The sequence below is a fragment of the Allobosea sp. Root670 genome (genome assembly GCF_001429415.1).
In the GTDB taxonomy this organism is placed as follows: domain Bacteria; phylum Pseudomonadota; class Alphaproteobacteria; order Rhizobiales; family Beijerinckiaceae; genus Allobosea; species Allobosea robiniae.
Window position 1 is genome coordinate 198,216 of sequence record NZ_LMJU01000015.1, and the last position, 22,799, is coordinate 221,014.

The window sequence follows — 22,799 nt, forward strand, 5'->3', positions numbered from 1 at the left end:
GACGAGCCGGCTCATGGCCGGCTCGTTTCGCTTGAGAATGACGACCGGGAGGACAGGCATGCGCTGCCTGATCGGGAACTTTGCAAGAGGGGTAGTGGTCCTTCTGTCGCTCTGGGCGGGCTCGGCCGCCTGGGCCCAGACCGATCCCCTCCCGTCCTGGAACGACGGCAAGGCCAAGCAGGCCATTCTCGATTTCGTCGGGAAGGTCACGCAGGAGGGCGGCCCGGACTTCGTACCGCCCGAAAGGCGGATCGCCACTTTCGACAATGACGGCACGCTCTGGGCCGAGCAGCCGGTCTATTTCCAGCTTCAGTTCGCGCTCGACGAAATCAGGCGGCTGGCCGCCGAGAAGCCCGAGCTCAAGGGCAAGGAACCTTACCGTTCGGTTCTGGCCCGTGACCTCAAGGCACTTTCCGCCGATCATGGCAAAGGCCTGCTGCAGGCCATGATGACGACCCATACCGGCATGACGACCGACGCTTTCGCCAATATCGTCGGTAATTGGCTGGACGTGGCGCGGCATCCGACGAAGCAGCGACGCTACGACGAGATGGTCTACCAGCCGCAAGTCGAATTGCTGCGCTATCTGCGAGCTAACGGCTTCAAGACCTTCATCGTCTCGGGCGGCGGAGTCGAGTTCATGCGGGTCTTCGCCGAGAAGACCTATGGCATCCCGCCGGAACAGGTCGTGGGCTCATCGGGCGTCGTCACCTATCGTCTCGATGCCAGCGGCAGGCCGGAGCTGTTCAAGCAGGCGAAGGCCGAGTTCGTCGATGATGGTCCGGGCAAGCCGGTCGGCATCAACCGCTTCATCGGCCGCCGCCCGATCCTCGCTTTCGGTAATTCCGACGGCGACCTGCAGATGCTCCAGTATACGGCTGCGGGCAGCGGGCCACGATTGGCGCTGATCATCCACCACACCGATTCCGAGCGCGAATGGGCCTATGATCGCAGCTCGCCGATCGGCAAGCTCGACAAGGCGCTGGACGAGGGCCGGGCCAAGGGCTGGACCATCGTCGACATGAAAGCCGACTGGAAGACGGTCTTCCCCGGCAAGCCGTGACCATGGCAGCATAGGGACGATCGAGGGAGTGCAAACCATAATGAACGCCGCGATCGCAGAGGCGCGTTTGCTTCCGGACGGCATGGTCCGCATCCAAGGCGGCACCTTCCGGATGGGCTCCGACCGGCACTATGCCGAGGAAGCGCCGAGCCATCGCGTCAACGTCGACGGCTTCTGGATCGACGCGACGCCGGTGACCAACAGCCAGTTCCGCAGCTTCGTCGAAGCGACCGGCCATGTCACCTTCGCCGAGCTCGCCCCCGATCCCGGGGATTATCCCGGCGCCCTGCCTCACATGCTGCGGGCGGGGTCGCTGATGTTCGACCCGCCGAGGCACCCGGTCGCCCTGCACGACTGGGCGCAGTGGTGGACGTTCAGGTTCGGTGCGACCTGGCGCAAGCCCTATGGCGCCGGCTCCTCGATCAAGGGCCTGGACGATCATCCCGTCGTCCACGTCGCCTATCGCGATGCCGAGGCCTATGCCGCGTGGGCCGGCAAGGCGCTGCCGACCGAAGCCGAATGGGAATTCGCGGCCTGGGGCGGGCGCGAGGACAGCGAGTTCGCCTGGGGCGACGAGTTCATGCCGGATGGCCGCCACATGGCCAATACCTGGCAGGGCAGCTTCCCGCACGAGAATACCAGGGAGGACGGCTGGGCGCGCACCTCGCCAGTCCGGGCCTTTCCGCCCAACGGCTACGGGCTCCACGACATGATCGGCAATGTCTGGGAATGGACCGCCGATTTCTGGTCCGTGCGCCATCAGGCCGATGCGCCGAAAGCCTGCTGCGTGCCGCAGAATCCGCGTGGCGGCCCGGAAGCCGAAAGCTACGATCCGCGTCAGCCGGCGATCCGCATTGCCCGCAAGGTCCTGAAGGGCGGCTCGCATCTCTGCGCCCCGAGCTATTGCCGGCGCTATCGCCCGGCGGCGCGCCATGCCGAACCGGTCGACACCTCGACCAGCCATGTCGGCTTCCGCTGCGTGCTGCGCGAGCGCGGCTGACGACCTGCCGGTGCGACCGTAACCGTAACAGGGCTGACTTCGCCGGGCCTGCCGCCCAAATCTCCGGATCGACGCAGATGTCGGCGTTTTCGGGAATGGGACGATGGATGGAGCCGGACCGAGCGCACGCGATGCCGTCCGGGAACTCCAGAACCGGATCAACCAGGATATCATCGGCCAAGAAAAGGTGGTCGAGCGCATCGTCATTGCGCTGCTCGCCGACGGCAACGTGCTGCTGGAGGGCTTGCCCGGCCTCGCCAAGACCCGGGCGATCAAGAGTCTGTCGAAGAATCTCGAATCCGATTTCAGCCGCATCCAGTTCACGCCGGACCTGCTGCCCTCCGACGTGACCGGCGGCGAGATCCTGCGTCCCGACGGCCAGTTCGAGTTCCGCAAGGGCCCCGTCTTCGGCAATCTCATCCTCGCCGACGAGATCAACCGCGCCCCACCCAAGGTCCAGTCGGCCCTGCTCGAGGCGATGGAGGAGCGGCACGTCACCGTCGCCGGCAAGCGCTACGACCTGCCGCCGCTCTTCATGGTCCTGGCGACCCAGAACCCGATCGAGCAGGAAGGCACCTATCCGCTGCCGGAAGCGCAGATGGACCGCTTCCTGATGCATATCCGGATCGATTACCCATCCGACGCCGACGAAGTGAAGGTGATGCGGCTGGTCCGCTCCGAGAACGCGGCCGCCTCCGGCAGTCCGGCGCCAGCTCCTGCGAAGATTCCGCAGGAGGCCGTTCTGCGGGCCAGGGCGGAGATCGACCGGGTCGCGACGAAGGACGTCGTCGAAACCTACATGGTCGCGCTCATCGCCGCGACGCGGCGGCCGGCCGAATTCGGCGAGCATCTCAAAAGCTGGATCGCGGTCGGCGCGAGCCCGCGCGGCTCGCTCGCGCTCGACCGCTGCTCGCGAACCCATGCCTGGCTGCAGGGACGCGATTACGTCACGCCCGAGGACGTCCAGTCGGTCGTGCATGATTGCCTCAGGCATCGCGTCTCGCTCGCCTATGAGGCCGGTGCCGACGGCGTGAATGCGGATGCGGTGCTGGACGAGGTGGTGAAGCAGGTCGCCGTCGCGATCTAGGAGCCGGACATGGCACTGATGCGGGAACGGTCAGGAGTGGGGACGAAGCCAGCGGCATCCGCACGCGCCTTCGTCACCCTCGACGAACTGCTGCGCCTCAAGCACCGCGCCCATGGCTTCAGCTTCCAGCCCCGCCAGCCGGTGAACAGCCTGCTCGCCGGCCGCCATGCCTCGCGCCTGCGTGGTCGCGGGCTGAATTTCGAGGAATTGCGGCACTATTTCGAGGGTGACGATACCCGTACCATCGACTGGCTGGCGACGGCGCGGCTCGGCAGCCCGCATGTCCGGGTCTATTCGGAGGAGCGCGACCGGCCAGTGCTGCTGCTCGTCGACCAGCGCAGCACGATGTTCTTCGGCAGCCGCCGGATGATGAAGTCGGTCGCTGCCGCGGAGGTCGCGGCGCTCGCGGCCTGGCGCGTGACCTCGCTGGGGGATCGCGTCGGTGCCGTGGTCTTCGGCGATGGCGGCGTCGTCTCCGTGAGCCCGCAGGCCCGCGACCATGGCGTGGTCCGTGTCCTCTCGGAGATCGCCCGCCAGAACGCAGCCCTGAAGCCTCTCTCATCGGCCGGGCCTGGAGCCGGCCGCATCAACGAGGCGCTCGCCGCGGCGGCCCGGATGGTCGCACATGACGGATTGATCTGCCTGATCTCCGACGCCGCCGGCGAGGATGACGACACCCATCGTCTGGTGACTCGCCTGTGTGCCCATAACGACGTTCTGGCCGTCTTCATCCATGATCCGCTCGAGCAGGAACTGCCGGATATCGGGCCCGCGATTTTCAGCTCCGGATCCGCGCAGCTCGAGGTCGATGCATCATCTGCCACTCTGCGGTCCCGGTTCAGTGAAGAGCGCGTGCAATGGCGTGCACGACTCGCGGCGCTGTCGCGCAATCGAGCCATTCCGGTCTTGCCGATCTCGACCGAACGCGACGTCGCCACGCAATTGCGCGAGCTGATCGGCCGGCGCCAGGCTCAGAGATTGAGCCGGCTCGGCGGGAGATCGCCATGAGCAGCGACCCCGGCGATCTCGCCAACATGGCCGACCTGGCCTTGCCGGAGCCGATATCGTTCTGGCCTCCCGCAGCCGGTGTCTGGATCGTCGGCGTGACGGTTGGGGCGATGCTGGCCGTTATGGCGTGGCGGGCGCTTCGGCGCTACCGGGCCGATGCCTATCTCCGACGCGCCGAAGCCGAGATCGATGCATTGGCCGGAGGTGGAGCCGAGATGGCAGAAGCGGTCTCGGCTGTCCTGAAGCGCGCGGCGATCGTCGCGTACGGCCGGGAAGGGGTGGCGTCGCTGACAGGGCCGGGCTGGGCAGCGTTCATCAGGCAGACCACCCCGGCCGGCATCCAGACGGCCGATCTGGGTGAGGGCCTGACGGACATGTTCGTTCCCGGTGCACGCGCGCCTGGGGAGAGCGCGCTTGTCGCGCAGGCCAAGGACTGGCTCCGCAGTCAGCGCGGGCGAGCGGCGAAGGAAGCGTGACGATGCTGAGCTTCGCCTATCCCTGGATCGCGCTTCTTATGCCGCTGCCGTTGCTTGTCTGGTTCGGGTTGCCTGCGCATGCCGAACGGCGCACCGGTCTGACTGTGCCGTTCTTCGACAGGCTGGTCCGGCTCAGCGGGCGGCAGCCCTTTTCAGGCGGCGTGGTCGCGAGGCGCAAGCCCGGCAGCCTCGTTGTGCTGGTGGTGGTCTGGCTGCTCGTTATGGCGGCGCTTGCCCGGCCGCAATGGATCGAACCGCCCTTGCATCGCGACTTGCCGACGCGCGACCTGCTGCTGCTGGTCGACCTCTCGGGATCGATGGATACGCGCGATTTCGTCGATGCATCCGGGGCCACCGCTGATCGCCTCACGGCGGTGAAGCAGGTGCTCGACGATTTCCTGTCGCGCCGCAAGGGCGACCGTGTCGGCGTCGTCGTGTTCGGCGACGCGCCTTTCGCGCTCGTGCCGTTCACCACCGATCTCGCTCTCTGCCGCGCCATGCTGCGTGATACGGCCGTCGGCATGGCCGGGCCGCGCACGGCTTTCGGCGACGCGATCGGCCTCGGCATCGGGCTGTTCGCCCGAAGCACGGTCAAAGCGAAGACCATCATCGCGCTGACGGATGGCAACGACACGCTGAGCAAGGTGCCGCCGGCCGAGGCCGCCCGCGTTGCGAAGGACAAGGGCATCGTCATTCACACGGTGGCGGTCGGCGACCCGCAGGCGGCCGGCGAGGACAAGCTCGACGAGGCCGCGCTGAAGGAGGTCGCGACGACGACGGGCGGCGGTTTCTTCCGCGCGCTGGATCGGGCCGGGCTCGCGCAAATCTATCAACGGCTCGACGCTATCGAGACGCGCCGCATCGACAGCGTCAGCTTTCGTCCGCGGCGCGATGTGTACTGGGTGCCGCTCGCCGCAGCGCTCACGCTGGTTTTGCTCGCGCAGGCTTTCGCTATGATCCGTCGGCATCGGCGGGCAATATCTGTCGGATCGGCTGCGCTTGCCGAAGCGAGGCCATGATGGAAGCGCTCGCCGCCTTCCATTTGGAACGGCCACTCTGGCTGCTGGCGTTGATCCTGGCTGCCATTTTGTGGCGGCTGGCGCGGCGCAGTTCCGATCCTGTGCAGCAATGGCGCCGCGTCATCGATCCCGCACTGCTGCCTTACCTCCTGACCGGAAACGACCGGCGCGCGCGTATCCTTCCCGCCGATTGGCTGTTCGCCGGTTGCGTCGTCGCGGCCATTGCGATCGCCGGCCCGGTCTGGCAGCGCGAACAGTCGCCCTTCGCCGAAGCCAAGCCTCCCGTCGCGATCGTGCTCAGGGTCACGCCGTCCATGCTGACCGAGGATCTTGCTCCGACGCGGCTCGACCGCGCCCGGCAGAAGCTGGCCGATATCCTGGCGGCCCGGGAGGGCGCCTCGACGGCATTGATCGCCTATGCTGGCTCGGCGCATCTTGTCCTGCCGCCGACGCCGGACAGCGCCGTCATCCTCGACCTTGCCAAGGCGCTCTCCCCCGAGATCATGCCGAAGCAGGGCGGCGATCTTGCCGGCGCGCTCGCTCTGGCGAGACGCGCGCTTGCCGGCATCGGTCAGGGCGGGGCGATCCTCCTCCTCGCCGATGAGACCCTACCGGGCAGCGTGGAATCACAGCCGGCTGGTTCGCCGCCGGTGACGATCCTGGCCCTGCGCGATGCCGAGTCGGCCGGGCTCGCCGAGGTGGCAAAGACCTTGGGCGGCATGGTGGTCCCAACCACGCCCAACCAGTCTGACGTCACGGCCATCGTCCGCCGTCTCGACCGTGGCGACAATGCTGCCGGCATCGCTGGCGAGGGGGATCACTGGAGCGAGACTGGCTACTGGCTGGTCCCGATCCTCGCGCTTCTGGCGCTGCCCTGGTTCCGGCGCGGCTGGGGGGTGGCATGATCCGCTCGCACCGTCTTACGCCCTATGCGGCCCTCGCTTTTCTCGCGACTCTGGCTTTGCTGGCGGCCGGATGCTGGCTGGGCTTTCGCGATCTGTGGCTGAGCCCGGACCAACGCGGCCGCCTTCTTCTGCAACGGGGCCAGACGGTGGAGGCTGCGCAGGCGTTTCGCGACCCGCTCTGGCGTGGGGTCGCCCTGTTTAGGGCCGGAGATTTCAAAGGCGCGGCCCAAGCCTTCGCGGCGCGCGATACGGCCGCGGCAGCCTTCGACCAGGGCAATGCGCTGGTGATGCTCGGCCAGTATGACGAGGCGTTGAAGCGCTTCGACCGGTCGCTCGTGCTGCGACCGGGCTGGCCGGAAGCGCTGCGCAACCGCGAGATCGCCCGCATCCGCGCCGAGCGCCGCAAGACGGAGGGGGGCGAGACCGGGCAAACCGACTCTCGGCCGGATCAGGTCGTTTTCGACAAGACCAAGCCCGGCGGCGAGGACACGACGGTCCAGGCGGCGACCCCGATGTCGGACGAGGCGGTGCGTGCGCTCTGGCTGAAACGCGTGCAGACCCGCCCGGCAGATTTCCTGCGGGCCAAGTTCGCCTATCAGCTCGGTACGCAGCCGGGAGCAGCGCCGTGAGAGCTCTTCTCCTGCTTCTGTTGCTCGCTGTCCCGATGATCGCGCTCGCGCAGACGCCTGCCGAGCCGCCGATCATCCGCACGACGCTCGATCCCACGACCGGAATCGTCATCGGCCAGCCGGTTCGGCTGAACGTGGCGGTGCTGTTCCCCGGCGAGATGCAGCATCCGCCGCTCGTCAGCGTTCCGGAAGCGGCGGGGGCCCAGATCCTGAGATTCGAGACGCAGGCGATCACCACCCGCGACCGGATCGGCGGTCGGGACTATGTCGGCCAGAGCTTCGAATTCGTCATCTTCCCCCGGCGCGGGGGCGAAATTGCGATACCGGCGCCGACCATCACGCTGCTGACGCGGGACGGCGACCCCGCGGGTTCGATGACCGGCACGGGGACGCATTTCACCGCCAGCGTGCCTCCCGGTATCGACCCGTCCGGCCCGGTACTTGTCGCCGATAGCGTGAGCGCGAGCGAGAGCTGGTCGCCGGAGCCGCGGGAGCGTTCCTTCCGCGCCGGAGATGCGGTGGTCAGGTCGATCCGGCGTCAGGCGGCGGGCGTGCCGGCGCTCGGGATGGCCGAGTTCCGCTTCGAGGCGCCGGACGGTGTGCGGGTCTATGTCGACCCGCCGGTGATCGAGGATCGCAGCAACCGCGGCAGCGTGGACGGACTTCGCACCGACAAGGTCACCTACGTCTTCGAGCAGTCGGGGACTTTCGCGCTGCCGGCCCTGTCGCAGCCCTGGTGGAGTCTCGCCGACAAGAGGGCGAGGACCGAAACGCTGCCGGGGCTGACGGTCACGGTTGCGGCCGCAGCGCAACCCTTCCGCTCCGGCAGACCTGCCATATGGCCGTGGGCGGTTGGAGGACTGGCTCTGATCCTGATCGCGCTGCTCTCGCTGGCGTTGCTGCGCGAGCGCCTCCGCGCGGTTTGGCGACAGGCCGTCATCGGGCTTGGTGGCTCCGAATGGTTCGCACGCCGGCAGTTGCGGAGAGCTGCGAGGAGCGGAGAACCCGGCGCAAGCTATCGTGCCTTCGCGATCTGGCATGGCCGCCTGTCCTCGGCTGACCGGGAGGCCTTGTGCAGAGACCCGCGCGTGGCCCCACGCCTGGCGGAACTCGAGCGCGCGGTATTCGGCGGCGGGGGCTGGAACAGGCGAAGCGGGCGGGAGCTGGCGCGTGCTGTTTCGGCGTGGCGGCACGCCCCTCGGTCTCATCGAAGCGCGGGTGGTCCATTGCCCCCGCTCAACCCAGCGACGTGAATCCGCCTATCGCAGCGTGCCAGGGCAGGCGGTACCTGCTGCTCACTCTCGTAACCGTTACAGTCTTAAACGCGGCAACGGCGCGTGCGAGCTTTCCTCGTCACGCAGACAGAGAAGACGCAAACCGCTCTTCGGCAGATGCGGTCGTGTGACGCCGATCGTGGGAGCCCATGATGAGAGCGGTCTTCACTGCCATTTTCGCCTTGCTCTTCGCGACCGCGCAGGCGCAGCAGCCAGCCCCTGGTGACCTTGAACGCCGGTTGGTTGAACGGCGCGCAGTCGAGGCCGTCATCTGGGGCATGCCGGCGGTCAATTACGATCTGATGCTGCAGGAGATGCTGACCAAAACACCGGGCAAGGTGCATCAGGTCATCTATTGGGGCCGTCCGCTTGATTCGAAGAATCAGACGCTGACGCCGAATCCCGACGCGCTCTACTTCATGGCTTTCTTCAATACGAAAGACGGGCCGATCGTACTCGACTTGCCGCCCGGCGACGCGAAAGGCTCGTTCAACGGCAATATCGTCACGATCTGGCAAATGCCCCTCGAAGATGCCGGGTTGCTCGGCGCCGACAAGGGCAAGGGTGGCAAGTATCTCGTCCTCCCGCCGGGCTACAAGAGCAAGCCGCCGCGCGGCTACATTCCCCTGCAATCCGACACGTTCGGCGGCTACATGCTGCTTCGCTCGAACCTGAAGAGTCACAGTGAGGCCGCCGTCGCCAGTTCGGTTGCCTATGGCAAGCGGATGAAGATTTACCCACTGTCGCAAGCGGCACATCCGCCCGCGACAGTGTTCAACGACGTCAAGGACATCGGCTTCGATTCGACGATCCGCTACGATGCGAGCTTCTTCGCGCATCTCGACCGGATCGTGCAAACGGAACCCTGGCTGCCGCGCGACCGGGCGATGATCGACCAGCTCAAATCGCTGGGCATCGAGAAGGGCAAGCCTTACCGACCGGACGAAGCGCGAACGACGGCGCTGACTGCCGGCGTTCAAGAGGCACGCGATTGGCTCGAACGGACATACGATGCCGGGCTGCCACCTTTCTTCTCGCCGACGAGCCGCTGGACCTTCCCGGCGCCCCCCGAACTGATCAAGTCGGCGCAGGGCGGCTACAACGACACCGATGCCTATCCGACCGACCTGCGCGGCCTCGCCTATAGCTACGCCTATATCGGCATCAAGCGGCTTGGCGCTGGCCAATTCTACATGATCTCGATCCGTGACAAGGATGGCGACGCCTTCGACGGCGCCAGGACCTATCGCCTGACGGTGCCGCCCAAGGCACCGGTCGAACAATACTGGTCGGTAACGGCCTACGACCGGCAGACACATGCGTTGATCCGGGGAATGCCGCGCGCCAGTCGCTCCTCGCAAATCCCTGAGATGCAGAAAAACGCCGATGGTTCGCTCGAGGTCTATTTCGGGCCGAAGCCGCCGGCCGGCAAAGAGACGAATTGGGTGCCCACCGATCCGGGGCGCAAGTTCGAGCTGATGTTCCGCGCCTACGCGCCGACCAAGGCGCTGTTCGACAAGAGTTGGGTACTGCCCGACGTCGAGAAGGCCGCAACCCCCTGAATCGAGAGGAGATCGGCCATGAATGTCAGTCTCATATCCCAGGTCGCGCTGTCGCTCGCTATGGCGAGCGTTGCATTCGCCCAGCAAAGCGCCGCGCCAGGCGGCGCCATTCCGGTTACGGTCGACAACTTCCCGCGCGCCGAGTCCGATCTTTACATGAGCAGGACCGTCCAGGACGGCGGCCTCGGCAAGTTCGTCCATAGGCGGATGCCGGCGGAGATCGAGAACCAGACCGTTATCCGCCTGAATCGCGACACGCTCTATTCTTCGGCTGTCGTCGACCTCGATGCCGGCCCGGTGACGATCACCCTGCCCGATGCCGGCAAGCGGTTCATGTCGCTGCAGGTCATCAACGAAGACCACTATGTGCCGCTCGTCTCCTACAAGCCCGGCCCGGTGACGCTGACGCGCGCCAAGGTCGGCACCCGCTACGCGATGGTCGGCGTGCGCACGCTGGTTGATCCCAACGATCCGAAGGATCTCCAGCAGGTCCATGCGTTGCAGGACGCGCTCAAGCTCGGGCAGAAGGGCTCCGGCACGTTCGAGATACCGAAATGGGACGAGGCCAGCCAGAAGAAGGTTCGCGATGCCCTCCTGGTGCTGGCCTCCACCATAGGCGGCTTCAAGAACGGCTTCGGCCAGAAAGGGCAGGTCGATCCGATCCGCCACCTGATCGTGACCGCCGCCGGCTGGGGCGGCAATCCCGACAAGGACGCGACCTATCTGAGCTTCACGCCCGCGAAGAATGACGGCACGACCGTCTACAGGCTCAAGGTCGGGTCCGTGCCGGTCGATGCCTTCTGGTCGGTCAGCGTCTACAATGCCGAGGGCTACTACGAGAAGAACGCCTACAACGCCTATTCGCTGAACAACATCACCGCGAAGAAGAGCGCGGACGGCGCCGTCGACACCCAGTTCGGCGGCTGCGACGGCAAAATCCCGAATTGCCTGCCGGTGATGAAGGGCTGGAACTACACGGTCCGGCTTTACCGGCCGCGCGCAGAGGTTCTGAACGGGCGCTGGAAATTTCCAGAGCCGCAATCCGTGCAGTGAGCCTCTGGCATGTCCGGCCTCGACATCTTCGCCTGGATCGTCCTCGTGGTGCTCGTCGCCAGTACGGTCTTCGTCGCCGTCTTCATGGCGATGTGGCCGGGCATGGTCGCCAGGCGCCGCAACCATCCCTGGGCCGAAGCTGTCGCCGTCGGCGGCTGGGTTACGCTCTTCCTCGGCTTCGTGCTCTGGCCGGTGGTGCTGATCTGGGCCTATGTCGACGTGCCGGCAAAACCGGGCCGTGGCACTGGCGATGCGGAGACGGCGCGATGATCGTTGTCCTGCTCAACACCTATCTGGCGCTGCTTTTCATCCTGGTGAAGCTCAAAGTCGTGCCCTTCAACTTGTTCTGGAAGGTTTCGCCGGTCCTTGTTCTCCTCGTCCTGCTGATCGGGCTGTTCATCCCGATGAACTGGGGCGCGCCGCAGGGACCGGTGCTGGTCGTGCGCAATTCGGTCGCGATCGTGCCGGACGTTGCAGGCGAGGTGGTCGACGTGCCGGTCACAGCCAATGCGCCGCTCAAGACCGGCGACGTGCTTTTCCGGATCGATCCGGTGCCGTTCCAGGCTCAGGTCGATGCCTTGGCTGCGCAACTCAAGTTTCAGGAGACGCGCCTTGCCGAGATGACCCAGCTCCAGTCGCGCGGCACGGGCCGGACGTTCGATGTCGAGCAGCGCGAGGCCGAGGTAGAGCAGCTCAAGGCCCAGCTCGCCGGCGCGAAGTGGAACCTGGACAAGACGACGGTGCGCGCACCGGCCGACGGCTATGTCACCAATCTCGCCCTGCGCAAGGGCGCGCGGGTGACCAGCCTGCCGCTGGCGCCGGTGATGGCCTTCATCGATACCGCCGACACCCTCCTCGGCGTCGAGATCAACCAGATCGACGCGCGCTATGTCGCGGCGGGCCAGCCGGTCGAGCTCACCTTCAAATGGGCGCCGGGAACGGTGCAGACGGGCAAGGTCGAGAGCGTGCTCCAGGCCGTTGCGACAGGCCAGGTCCAGACCTCCGGCATCGCAGTGGCGCCGAAATCCGTCCAGGCAGCGCCCTTCGTTGTCCGCGTGAAGCTCGACGACGAAGCCTTCGCCCGCATGCTGCCAGCCGGCAGCGCCGGCGATGCCGCGATCTTCACCGACCGGGTCAAGGCGGCCCATGTCATCCGGAAGGTCCTGCTGCGCCAGATCGCCATCACGAACTACGTCAACCCATTCTAGCTCATCGTAACCGACATTCGCGTCATGGAAGGGAAGACAACATGGGGTTTCTCAGAGCGACCTTGACCTTCCTTGCGGCTGCCTTCCTGTCGGCTTCCGCCGCATCAGCGCAGCAGCGAAATCTCGGTCCGGAAACAGGTAAGGTTTCCATCCGTCAGTTGCAGGTCGCTTTCATCGGTTCGGGTGCAGTCGGAGGCGGCACTCTCACTTATCGAGGGCGATCCTACGGGATCACAGTGGGCGGTCTGGGCATTGGCGGCATCGGTGCTTCGCGCTTGACCGCGACAGGGAGCGTCTATGGCCTGACCCGCCGGGAGGATTTCACGGGCGCTTACGTCCAGATTCGTGAGGGCTGGGCTATTGGCGATCATGGGCGGGGTCGTCTCTGGCTTCGCAACCCCAGCGGCGTAACCCTCAGATTGGTGGCGCGCAGGCAGGGCTTGCAGCTCTCGCTCGGCGCGGACGGTGTTCTTATCGGCTGGAAATAGCGTCCGTCTGGTTCAAATCAATCGCGCCGCAACGCGTCCGATGCTCGTCAGGTCTGTTGCAATCGCGCCGTCTTGTTGACCGCAATCCAAGGACCTTGAAAGAGGGTTGGAAGCCTGGCGGATTTATCCCCAGGTCTGCTTCCCGGTCACTAGCCGATGTCTGCTGTTGGCGCGGAGCTGAACGGCGACATGCTTCGATTTTGAATGGAACTTCCTCGAATTGGAACGGCCGACGCAGTTCGCCGGCCGTTCTCTTCGATTGATTAGCGGGCCGGCCTCTTGCAGGCCGGTGCCAATCTATGTGCTGCTTGGTGCCACACTAACGCTTCGAGGTGCCAAACTTTCTGCGTCCTGAGAGAACTTCGCCTCCCATTTCACGAGCACCCGGTTGTACTTCCGCAGGTGTTGCACTTCAGGCAGGTGCCGTTGCGGACCAGGGTGAAGTTGCCGCATTCGCCGCACGAGTCGCCGACATAGCCCTTCATGATCGCCTCCGCCCGGCGCTCCGAGGCCGTCGGCTGGGCTGCCGGAGCCGAGAAGCCGAGCTTGGCCATCTCTGCCTCGCCATAGGCTTCCGGCTCCTCCTTCAACGCGGTCGCGCCGATGGTGGCGAGTGCGGTCAGGGCCGCGCCGCCGCGGGCGACGGTCTCGACCGCCGGAGCCGCCACGCCGCCCTGGATCGCGTGGAAGGAGATCGGCTTGCCGCGGCGGAAACCCGTCGAGGCCAGCGGCGTCGATGTGATCGGAGCGGTCGCATCCGGCGCCTTGTCCTGGCCGACGCCGCTGCCCATCACGTCATGGCCGATCTCGCTCGGGTCGACATGGGCGAGGTCGTTGCGGCCGAGATAGGAGATCGCGAGCTCGCGGAAGACGTAGTCGAGGATCGAGGTCGCGTTCTTGATCGACTGGTTGCCGGCGACGAAGCCCGAGGGCTCGAAGCGGGTGAAGGTGAAGGCCTCGACATATTCCTCCAGCGGCACGCCATATTGCAGGCCGAGCGAGACCGCGATGGCGAAGTTGTTCATCATCGCCCGGAAGGCCGCGCCCTCCTTGTGCATGTCGATGAAGATCTCGCCGAGGCGCCCGTCCGAATATTCGCCGGTATGGACATAAACCTTGTGGCCGCCGACCGTGGCCTTCTGGATGTAGCCGGTGCGGCGATCCGGCATCTTCTCGCGCTCGCGCTTGCGCTCGATGCGCTCGACGATGCGCTCGACGATCTTCTCCGAGATCTGGGTCGCGCGGGCCGCCATCGGCTGGGCGACCAGCGTCTCGACCGCGTCGTCGGCCTCGTCGTCCTCATCCGAGATCAGCGCCGAGTTCAGCGGCTGCGAGAGCTTGGAGCCGTCGCGATAGAGGGCGTTGGCCTTCAGCGCCAGCTTCCACGAGAGCATATAGGCGCTCTTGCAGTCCTCGACCGTGGCGTCGTTGGGCATGTTGATGGTCTTGGAGATCGCGCCCGAGATGAAGGGCTGGGCCGCCGCCATCATGCGGATATGGCTCTCGACCGAGAGATAGCGCTTGCCGATGCGACCGCAGGGATTGGCGCAATCGAAGACGTTGTAGTGCTCGGTCTTGAGATGCGGGGCGCCTTCCAGGGTCATCGCGCCGCAGACATGGACGTTCGCGGCTTCGATCTCGGCCTTGCTGAAGCCGAGGAAGGGCAGGAGCTCGAACGACATGTCATTGAGCTTCTCGGCCGGGACATTCAGCGTGCCGGTGAGGAAATCCTCGCCCAGCGTCCACTTGTTGAAGACGAACTTGATGTCGAAGGCGCTCTTCAAGCCCTTCTCGACCGCCTCGATCTTCTCGTCAGTGAAGCCCTTGGCGCGCAGCGTCGAGGGGTTGACGCCCGGCGCCTGCTTCATTGAGCCGTGGCCGACGGCATAGGCCTCGATCTCGGCGATATCGGCCTCGCGGTAACCGAGTGCGCGCAGCGCATCCGGCACGGCGCGGTTGATGATCTTGAAGTAGCCGCCGCCGGCGAGCTTCTTGAACTTCACCAGCGCGAAATCGGGCTCGATGCCGGTGGTGTCGCAATCCATGACGAGGCCGATCGTGCCGGTCGGCGCGATCACGGTCGCCTGGGCGTTGCGGTAGCCGTAGCGCTTGCCCTGCTCGAGAGCCTCGTCCCAGACGATGCGCGAGCGCTCCGCCATGGTCACAGCCGAACCGCCGAGGCGGGCCAGCGTCGCATGGTCGAGAGGAACCGGGGTGACGCTCAGGCCCTCATAGCCGTCGGCGAGGCCGTGGGCGGCGGTGCGGTGGTTGCGGATGACGCGCAGCATGTGGCTGGCGTTCTTCTTGTAGCCGGGGAAGGGGCCGAGCTCGCCTGCCATCTCGGCCGAGGTCGCATAGGCGACGCCGGTCATGATCGCGGTGAGGGCGCCGGCCAGCGCGCGGCCCTCGTCTGAGTCGTAGCCGAGGCCCATGGTCATCAGCAGGCCGCCGATATTGGCGTAGCCGAGGCCGAGCGTGCGGTACTCGTAGGAGAGTTCGGCGATCTCGCGGCTCGGGAACTGCGCCATCGTCACCGAGATCTCGAGCACGACGGTCCAGAGCCGGCAGAGATGCTCATAGGCCGCGACGTCGAAGGCCTTGGTCTCGGTATCGTAGAACTGCAGCAGGTTGGCCGAGGCCAGGTTGCAGGCGGTGTCGTCGAGGAACATGTACTCGGAGCACGGGTTGGACGCCCGAATCCGACCGGAAGCGGGGCAGGTGTGCCAGTCGTTCATCGTCGAGTTGAAGTGCAGGCCGGGATCGGCCGAGGCCCAGGCGGCGTAGCCGATCTTCTCCCAGAGGTCGCGGGCCTTCAGGGTCTTCATGACCTTGCCGGTGGTGCGGCCGGTCAGGTCCCAGTCGTTGTCGTTCTCGACGGCGCGCAGGAAGTCGTCGGTCAGCGAGACCGAGTTGTTCGAGTTCTGGCCGGAGACGGTGAGATAGGCGTCGGAATCCCAGTCGGTGTCATAGGTATCGAAGGAGATGTCCTTGTAGCCCTGCTTGGCGAACTGGATGACGCGCTTGATGTAGTTGTCGGGCACCAGCGCCTTGCGGGCGAGCTTGATCTCGCGCTTCAGGGCCGGGTTCTGCTCGGGGTCGAAGCAGCTATCGCCATCGCCTTCGCAGTTCACGCAGGCCTTGAGCACGGCCTTCATGTGCTTCTTGACGGTCTTGGAGCCGGTGACGAGGGCGGCGACCTTCTGCTCCTCCTTCACCTTCCAGTCGATATAGGCCTCGATATCCGGATGGTCGGCATCAACCACGACCATCTTGGCGGCGCGGCGGGTGGTGCCGCCCGACTTGATCGCGCCCGCGGCGCGGTCGCCGATCTTGAGGAAGGACATCAGGCCCGAGGACTTGCCGCCGCCAGCGAGCTTCTCGCCTTCGCCGCGCAGCATCGAGAAGTTCGAGCCGGTGCCGGAACCATACTTGAACAGGCGGGCCTCACGGACCCAAAGGTCCATGATGCCGCCCTCGTTGACGAGGTCGTCCTGCACGCCCTGGATGAAGCAGGCATGCGGCTGCGGATGCTCGTAGCTCGACTTCGACTTGACCAGCTTGCCGGTCTTGAAGTCGACGTAGAAATGGCCCTGGCTGGGGCCGTCGATGCCATAGGCCCAGTGCAGGCCGGTATTGAACCATTGCGGCGAGTTCGGCGCGACGCGCTGGGTCGCGAGCATGAAGCGCAATTCGTCATGGAAGGCGGCGGCATCCTCCTCGGAGGAGAAATAGCCGCCCTTCCAGCCCCAATAGGTCCAGCAGCCGGCGAGGCGGTCAAAGACCTGCTTGGAGGAAATTTCGGAGGCGTAGCGCTCGCCCTCAGGCAATTCGGCGAGAGCGGCCTCGTCGGCGACGGAGCGCCAGAGGAAGGAGGGGACGTCGTTCTCTTCGAACTTCTTCAGGCGCGCGGGCACGCCGGCCTTGCGGAAATACTTCTGCGCGAGCACGTCGCTCGCGACCTGCGACCAGGCCTCGGGAACCTCGATGCCTTCCAGCCGGAAGACGACGGAGCCGTCCGGGTTCTTGATCTCGCTGACGGCCGATCGGAACGGGATCGCGGCATAGGGCGACTGTCCGGCGGAGGTGTAGCGGCGCTCGATGCGCATGATCTTCATCCCTTGATCTGCCGCGGACTTGCCTTGAAGCCACGCGCGGCCGGTTGATCACCGGCTCCTGATGTCAGCCCAAACTCGGTTCGATGCCCTGTGGGTCCCGGCGGTGTGGCCCCGCCGATGGTCCCGGACGCGCCCAAAATGCCCGCGCAAATCCGTTCGCTTCCGCTGTTGATGGCGGATGCGGCGGCAGGCCCGGAACACACTGGAAAACTAGGGTTTCGCAGTCATCCAGAGGGGGTGCCGCCGGCCGTCATGCGATGGTCAAAATCTAGTGCAGATGCCGGCCTGGCGTCAAGGAATAGTGTCTATCGATCCCTGTGGACACGACATCTGGTAGAGATATGTGGGTTACGGGGATAAGTTGCAAGGCGCCCGCTAAGCCTCGGAAATCGCCGGGGAATCGGAGGCTGCTCGGCAAGATTGCCACAGTGCGGGAGGAAGCGCAGTCCCTAAAATCCCCGCTATCATGGTTGACGGACGCTAAATCCGGTGGGTCCGGGGCCCAGCCGTGTGCTCCGCTTTCAAAGCCCCCCGGAAGTGGCTGATCTCGGAGCACTTCCGGCGAATGCAGCGCGGCGGGCCGATCCGAATCGCGGCCGAATCGTGGCGAGCGACTCACAGATGCACAGATTTACCGATCCGCGGCTCGCGGCGGGCAAGTCGGGCAGGGGAAGCCGCGCCTACGGCGAGGGGCCGCATTCGATTGCGATGCCGCCAGGGGCGAACATCGCGTGGTCGGCACTGTCGGCCTATCGCGGACTGGACAGCAGGCAGTGCGGGAGCCATAAGTCGCCCGATTGTTTCAGCATCGCGCGCACGGACTTGAGGACGATGAAGGACTGGCTGCTGCAGATCTTCACCTGGTGGAACGGCCAGACGATCGGCACGCGTTTCCACACCTGGCGCTTCGGCGAGCGGGTGGGAGAAGACGAGTTCGGCAATGTCTATTACCGCACCGCCGGTGGGGTGAAGGACAAGGCGCTCGGCTTCCAGCGGCGCTGGGTGATCTACAAGGGCGATGCGGAAGCCTCCAAGGTGCCGCCGGGCTGGAACGGCTGGCTGCACCATACCGTCGATGTCGCCCCTTCCGAGGAAAGCTACCAGCCGCGCGAGTGGCAGCAGCCGCACCAGCAGAACTGGACCGGCACGGCTTTGGCCTATCGCCCGCAGGGCTCGACGCTGGCGGAGGGCGAGCGCCCGGCCGCAACCGGCGACTACCAGGCCTGGACGCCCGGCCGCTGAGAGAAGGCCGCCGCTGAGAGAAGGCCTGCAAGCCGAGCTTGCGAAATACCGGGCCGCTCCTTTCGGGGTGGCCTTTTTGCTGCCAGTCGGAGGTTTGCCCGGCATACCCCAAGCTTTCCGGGGCCATGCCCTTTTTCCGCTGCGATTGCCGTGTTACTGCGCGCCATCGCGGTCCTTCCGCGCTGTCGAAGAGATTCGCGCCCGCATGCCGTCGTTCTTTCGTTTCCCGATCCTGGCAGGCCTCGCCTCGAGCGCTCTGGCGACGCTGGCGGCCACGGGCCCGGCACAGGCCGATCGCATCCGCAATCCGACAGCGGTCTTCGCCGGGCTCGACAAGATCACCGGCCGCATCATCTCCTTCGAGGTGGCGATCGACGAGACCGTGCAGTTCGGCGCACTTCAATTGACACCGCGAGTCTGCTGGACGCGCCCGCCGACCGAGGCACCGCAGACCGACGCCTTCGTCGAGGTCGACGAGGTCACGGTCAAGAACGAGTACCGGCGCATCTTCACCGGCTGGATGTATGCGGCGAGCCCGGGCCTGCACGGCGTCGAGCACGCGATCTACGATGCCTGGCTGACCGACTGCAAAGGCGGCACCGAGCTCGTCGTCGATCCCAAGGAGCCGGAGGCGCCACCGGCCGAAGACCCGCGCCGGCCCCGCACGCCCAACCAGCCTCCGGCCGCGCAGCAGCCCGCTTCGCCGCCGCGCGGCGGGCGTATCGATGTCGAGCCGCCACGTGGCGTGCCGGTCCAGCCGCAGCGGCCGAGCCAGCGCTTCTTCCCGACCAATCCCTCGCCAGGCCGCGATCCGACCGCCGGCGGCGGCTGATCCTGCCGGTAAGGCGATCCGGCGCTCAGATCCGGGCGAGGGCCTCCCGGCCGTTCATCGCTGTTGAAACGGGCCAGGCGTGCCAGTCGCCGACATGCAGCAGGGCGTCGTCGAGCAGGCGGCGATAGCCGTCGCGCGGAATCTCGATCGTGCCGAACTGCGCGAGATGGCCGGTATGGAACTGGGTATCCAGCAAACGATAGCCGCCATGCCTCAATCGGGCGACGAGATGGACCAGCGCGACCTTCGAGGCGTCGGTTTCGCGATGGAACATGCTCTCGCCGAAGAAGGCGCCGCCCAGCGAGAGGCCATAGAGGCCACCGACCAGCCGGCCTTCGCGCCAGCATTCGACCGTGTGGACATGGCCGAGCGTGAAGAGCGCGCCGAAGATTTCGCGGATGCGCGGGTTGATCCAGGTTTCCGCGCGGTCCGGCTTGGACTCGGCGCAGGCCGCGATCACGGCGTCGAAGGCGGTATCGACCCTGATCTCGAAGCGGTCCGAGCGCACCGTGCGGGCAAGCCGCGTGGAGAGGTGGAAGCCGTCGAGCGGAATGATGCCGCGCAATTCCGGCTCGACCCAGAACAGGCCGGGATCGTCGGCGCTCTCCGCCATCGGGAAGATGCCAGCGGCATAGGCGCGCAGCATGATCTCCGGCGTGATCGCAGGGGTGCGGACGGGCACGGAACGAGCCTTCATGGGGCGATGGGAGCGCGGGGCGGGGCTTGAGTCAAACGAGGGCTGCCGGGTCGACGGGCTTCGTCATGCTCGGGCCTGACCCGAACATCTCATGAGAGGAGGGCACCTCCTTCCGCTGGAGATTCTCGGGTCTGCGCTTCGCGTTGCCCGAGAATGACGCGTGCCCAGGCCGCTCCGTGCGAGCAAGCCCCACCATGGCTTCAGACATTGCCTGAAACCATGGCCGCAAGAGGCTGAAAGATCAGTCTTCCGCGGGCTCGGCGCCCGGTGCCGCGTCGCCTGCCTCGGCGTCTTCGTCACCTTCACCATCGTCGTTGATGCACTCGACCGAGACGACCTTCTCGTCCTTGGCGGTGTTGAACACCGTCACGCCCTGCGTCGAACGCCCAGCGATGCGGATGCGGTTGTCCGGGCCGGCATCGACCGGCACGCGGATGAGCTGGCCGCCATCGGTGACGAGCATGAGCTGGTCTGAGTCGAGGGCCGGGAAGGAGGCGACGAGCTTGCCGTTGCGGTCGTTCACGACCATCGCGACGATGCCCTTGCCGCCGCGCCCGGTGACCCGGTACTCGAAGGACGAGGTGCGCTTGCCGTAGCCACGCTCCGAGATGGTCAGGATGAACTGCTCGGCCGCACCCATCGCGGTGTATTTCTCAAGCCCGAGCTCGATATCACCGCCACTCTCCTCGGCGTCGGCATCGACCGCCACGGTGGCTTCCGCACCGTCCTCGGCCTCGCCGGTCAGTGCCCTTCTGGCAGCCGCAGCGCGCTTGAGATAGGCAGCGCGCTCGTCCGGCGTGGCGTCCAGATGATGCAGGATCGCGAGCGAGATCACCTCATCGCCCTTGGCCAGGTTGATGCCGCGCACGCCGGTGGAGTCGCGGCCCTTGAAGACGCGCACCTCCGGCACCGCGAAGCGGATGCACTGGCCGAGGGCGGTCGTCAGCAGCACGTCATTGCCTTCGGTGCAGATCTGCACGTCGACGATGTGGTCGCCCTCGTCGAGCTTCATCGCGATCTTGCCGGCGCGGTTGACGTTGACGAAGTCGGAGAGCTTGTTGCGCCGCACGCCGCCCGAGGCTGTCGCGAACATCACGTCGAGCGTCTCCCAGCTCGCCTCGTCCTCCGGCAGCGGCATGATCGTGGTGATACGCTCGCCGGCCTCGATCGGCAGCATGTTGACCAGTGCCTTGCCACGCGCGTTCGGTGCTGAGAGCGGCAGGCGCCAGACCTTCTCCTTGTAGACCTGACCTTCCGATGAGAAGAACAGCACCGGCGTATGGGTCGAGGCGACGAAGAGACGGGCGACGAAATCCTCGTCCTTGGTCGCCATGCCGGAGCGGCCCTTGCCGCCGCGGCGCTGCGCCCGATAGGTCGAAAGCGGCACGCGCTTGATGTAGCCGCCATGGCTGACGGTGACGACCATGTCCTCGCGGGCGATCAGGTCCTCGTCGTCGAGATCGGAGCCCCAGTCCTGGATCTCGGTGCGGCGCGGCGTGGCGAAGGCGGCCTTCACCTCGGCGAGCTCCTCCTTGACGATCGACTGGATGCGGGCGCGCGAGCGCAGGATGTCGAGATAATCCGCGATCTCCTTGGCTAGCTTCTCCAGCTCGTCGCCGATCTCGTCGCGGCCGAGAGCGGTGAGGCGCGACAGGCGCAGCTCGAGGATCGCCTTGGCCTGCGCGTCCGAGAGCCGGTAGGTGCCGTCCGGATTGATGGGGTGGCGCGGATCGTCGACCAGCGCGATCAGCGGCGCGATGTCCTCGGCCGGCCAGTCGCGTGCCATCAGGGATTCATGCGCGGCGGCGGGCGTCGGTGCGGTGCGGATCAGGCGGATGACTTCGTCGATATTGGCGACGGCGGTGGCGAGGCCGCAGAGCACATGGGCGCGCTCGCGGGCCTTGTTCAGGAGGTAACGCGTGCGCCGCGAGACGACCAGCTCGCGGAACTCGACGAAGGCCGAAATGAAGTCCTTGAGGTTCAGAACCTCCGGACGGCCGCCGTTCAGCGCGACCATGTTCGCGCCGAAGGAGGTCTGCAGCGGGGTGAAGCGGTAGAGCTGGTTCAGCACGACATCGGCGACGGCGTCGCGCTTGATCTCGATGACGACGCGCACGCCCTCGCGGCTGGATTCGTCGCGCAGGTCGGAGATGCCCTCGATGCGCTTCTCGCGCACGAGATCGGCGATCTTCTCGACCATCGTCGCCTTGTTCACCTGATAGGGAATCTCGGTGACGACGATCGCCTCGCGCTCCTTGCGCATCTCCTCGATATGCGTCTTCGAGCGCATCACGATCGAGCCGCGGCCGGTGTGATAGGCCGAATGGATGCCGCTGCGGCCCATGATTGAGGCGCCGGTCGGGAAATCCGGGCCCGGCACGATCTCGATCAGGTCGTCGATGGAAATCTCGGGATCGTCGATATAGGCGACGCAGGCGTCGATGACCTCGCCGAGATTGTGCGGGGGTATGTTGGTGGCCATGCCGACGGCGATGCCGCCGGCGCCGTTGACGAGCAGGTTGGGATAGCGCGCCGGCAGGACTGTCGGCTCATGCTCCTTGCCGTCGTAGTTCGGCTGGAAATCGACAGTGTCGAGGTCGAGGTCTTCCAGCAGCGGCATCGCCGCCTTGTCGAGGCGGGCCTCGGTGTAACGATCGGCGGCTGCGCTGTCGCCGTCCATCGAGCCGAAATTGCCCTGGCCGTCGATCAGCGGCAGGCGCAGCGAGAAATCCTGCGCCATGCGCACCAGCGCGTCATAGACCGCGAGATTGCCGTGCGGATGGTACTTACCCATCGTGTCGCCGACGATGCGGGCGCATTTGGTATAGGGCCGCTCGGGCACGTTCTTGTTCTCGTGCATCGAGAACAAGATGCGGCGATGGACCGGCTTCAGGCCGTCGCGGACATCGGGCAGAGCGCGGCTCACGATCACGCTCATGGCGTAATCGAGATAGCTCTTCTTCATCTCGTCGGTGATCGCGATCGGCTTGATGTCGCCGCCGAAATCCGGGGCGTTGTCGCGCTTGTCGTCGGTATCGTCGCTCAAGGGAAAATGTCCCGATTCCTGCTGGTTTTTCAGCCTTCTGGCTATCCGATTCCGGCAGGAGAAGCCAGCAAAAGCGGGCGCTGTCCAAGCAAAAA

General features: G+C 65.9%; 19 protein-coding genes. 16 read left to right on the forward strand and 3 right to left on the reverse strand.

Annotation, left to right across the window (positions count from 1 at the left end; genetic code table 11):
- Positions 1 to 58 precede the first annotated feature (58 nt).
- The 14 genes from ASE61_RS13400 to ASE61_RS13465 all read left to right on the forward strand — a co-directional run bounded on the left by ASE61_RS13400 (position 59) and on the right by ASE61_RS13465 (position 12,772).
- Positions 59 to 1,063 carry an HAD family hydrolase gene (locus tag ASE61_RS13400; protein ID WP_061967661.1) on the forward strand — a complete coding sequence of 335 codons (1,005 nt, stop codon included), beginning with the start codon at positions 59 to 61 and terminating at the stop codon, positions 1,061 to 1,063.
- Positions 1,064 to 1,103: 40 nt separating this feature from the next.
- Entirely contained in the window at positions 1,104 to 2,063 is a 960-nt protein-coding gene (locus ASE61_RS13405) for a formylglycine-generating enzyme family protein (RefSeq protein WP_061967663.1), read from the forward strand.
- Between the two features lie 103 nt (positions 2,064 to 2,166).
- Positions 2,167 to 3,150, forward strand: a complete 984-nt coding sequence (locus ASE61_RS13410; RefSeq protein WP_061967665.1) for an AAA family ATPase — start codon at positions 2,167 to 2,169, stop codon at positions 3,148 to 3,150.
- Between the two features lie 9 nt (positions 3,151 to 3,159).
- Positions 3,160 to 4,158 (forward strand): DUF58 domain-containing protein, encoded by a 999-nt coding sequence (locus tag ASE61_RS13415; RefSeq protein ID WP_061967667.1) that lies wholly within the window; start codon positions 3,160 to 3,162, stop codon positions 4,156 to 4,158.
- Complete coding sequence (locus ASE61_RS13420; RefSeq protein WP_061967668.1) at positions 4,155 to 4,634, forward strand: DUF4381 domain-containing protein; 480 nt, start codon at positions 4,155 to 4,157, stop codon at positions 4,632 to 4,634. The genes ASE61_RS13415 and ASE61_RS13420 overlap by 4 nt, the downstream gene beginning before the upstream one ends.
- 2 nt (positions 4,635 to 4,636) lie before the next feature.
- The gene (locus ASE61_RS13425) at positions 4,637 to 5,653 is read left to right on the forward strand and encodes a VWA domain-containing protein (RefSeq protein ID WP_061967670.1); all 1,017 of its coding nucleotides are present in this window, start codon (positions 4,637 to 4,639) and stop codon (positions 5,651 to 5,653) included.
- Positions 5,650 to 6,558, forward strand: a complete 909-nt coding sequence (locus ASE61_RS13430; protein WP_244492829.1) for a VWA domain-containing protein — start codon at positions 5,650 to 5,652, stop codon at positions 6,556 to 6,558. Before ASE61_RS13425 ends, ASE61_RS13430 begins: the two co-directional genes overlap by 4 nt.
- A 146-nt stretch (positions 6,559 to 6,704) precedes the next feature.
- On the forward strand, positions 6,705 to 7,187 hold the full coding sequence (locus ASE61_RS13435; RefSeq protein WP_200959636.1) for a tetratricopeptide repeat protein: 483 nt from the start codon (positions 6,705 to 6,707) through the stop codon (positions 7,185 to 7,187).
- Complete coding sequence (locus ASE61_RS13440) at positions 7,184 to 8,440, forward strand: BatD family protein (RefSeq protein WP_061967676.1); 1,257 nt, start codon at positions 7,184 to 7,186, stop codon at positions 8,438 to 8,440. Before ASE61_RS13435 ends, ASE61_RS13440 begins: the two co-directional genes overlap by 4 nt.
- A gap of 173 nt (positions 8,441 to 8,613) precedes the next feature.
- Entirely contained in the window at positions 8,614 to 10,023 is a 1,410-nt protein-coding gene (locus ASE61_RS13445; RefSeq protein WP_413813536.1) for a DUF1254 domain-containing protein, read from the forward strand.
- 18 nt (positions 10,024 to 10,041) lie between these two features.
- Positions 10,042 to 11,076: a DUF1254 domain-containing protein gene (locus tag ASE61_RS13450; protein ID WP_061967680.1), complete on the forward strand. Its 1,035-nt coding sequence runs from the start codon at positions 10,042 to 10,044 to the stop codon at positions 11,074 to 11,076.
- Between the two features lie 9 nt (positions 11,077 to 11,085).
- A complete protein-coding gene (locus ASE61_RS13455; protein WP_061967682.1) occupies positions 11,086 to 11,346 on the forward strand; it encodes a DUF3302 domain-containing protein in 261 nt (86 codons plus the stop codon).
- Entirely contained in the window at positions 11,343 to 12,284 is a 942-nt protein-coding gene (locus tag ASE61_RS13460) for an HlyD family secretion protein (RefSeq protein ID WP_061967684.1), read from the forward strand. Before ASE61_RS13455 ends, ASE61_RS13460 begins: the two co-directional genes overlap by 4 nt.
- A gap of 41 nt (positions 12,285 to 12,325) precedes the next feature.
- Positions 12,326 to 12,772 (forward strand): hypothetical protein, encoded by a 447-nt coding sequence (locus tag ASE61_RS13465; protein WP_061967686.1) that lies wholly within the window; start codon positions 12,326 to 12,328, stop codon positions 12,770 to 12,772.
- Positions 12,773 to 13,146: 374 nt separating this feature from the next.
- On the opposite strand, the gene ASE61_RS13470 is transcribed toward ASE61_RS13465, so the two are convergent.
- The gene (locus ASE61_RS13470; RefSeq protein ID WP_061968298.1) at positions 13,147 to 16,878 is read right to left on the reverse strand and encodes a vitamin B12-dependent ribonucleotide reductase; all 3,732 of its coding nucleotides are present in this window, start codon (positions 16,876 to 16,878) and stop codon (positions 13,147 to 13,149) included.
- Between the two features lie 840 nt (positions 16,879 to 17,718).
- On the opposite strand from ASE61_RS13470, the gene ASE61_RS13475 reads away from it, so the two are divergent.
- Together ASE61_RS13475 and ASE61_RS13480 are read left to right on the forward strand one after the other, a co-directional pair.
- On the forward strand, positions 17,719 to 18,129 hold the full coding sequence (locus tag ASE61_RS13475) for an NADH:ubiquinone oxidoreductase subunit NDUFA12 (RefSeq protein ID WP_061967688.1): 411 nt from the start codon (positions 17,719 to 17,721) through the stop codon (positions 18,127 to 18,129).
- 205 nt (positions 18,130 to 18,334) lie between these two features.
- Entirely contained in the window at positions 18,335 to 18,961 is a 627-nt protein-coding gene (locus ASE61_RS13480; RefSeq protein ID WP_061967689.1) for a DUF2155 domain-containing protein, read from the forward strand.
- A 25-nt stretch (positions 18,962 to 18,986) separates the two neighbouring features.
- Here ASE61_RS13480 and aat read toward each other — a convergent pair whose 3' ends face one another.
- Together aat and gyrA are read right to left on the reverse strand one after the other, a co-directional pair.
- Positions 18,987 to 19,607: a leucyl/phenylalanyl-tRNA--protein transferase gene (gene aat / locus ASE61_RS13485; RefSeq protein ID WP_244492853.1), complete on the reverse strand. Its 621-nt coding sequence runs from the start codon at positions 19,605 to 19,607 to the stop codon at positions 18,987 to 18,989.
- Between the two features lie 292 nt (positions 19,608 to 19,899).
- Positions 19,900 to 22,623 carry a DNA gyrase subunit A gene (gene gyrA, locus ASE61_RS13490; RefSeq protein WP_156407112.1) on the reverse strand — a complete coding sequence of 908 codons (2,724 nt, stop codon included), beginning with the start codon at positions 22,621 to 22,623 and terminating at the stop codon, positions 19,900 to 19,902.
- Between the last annotated feature and the right edge of the window lie 176 nt (positions 22,624 to 22,799).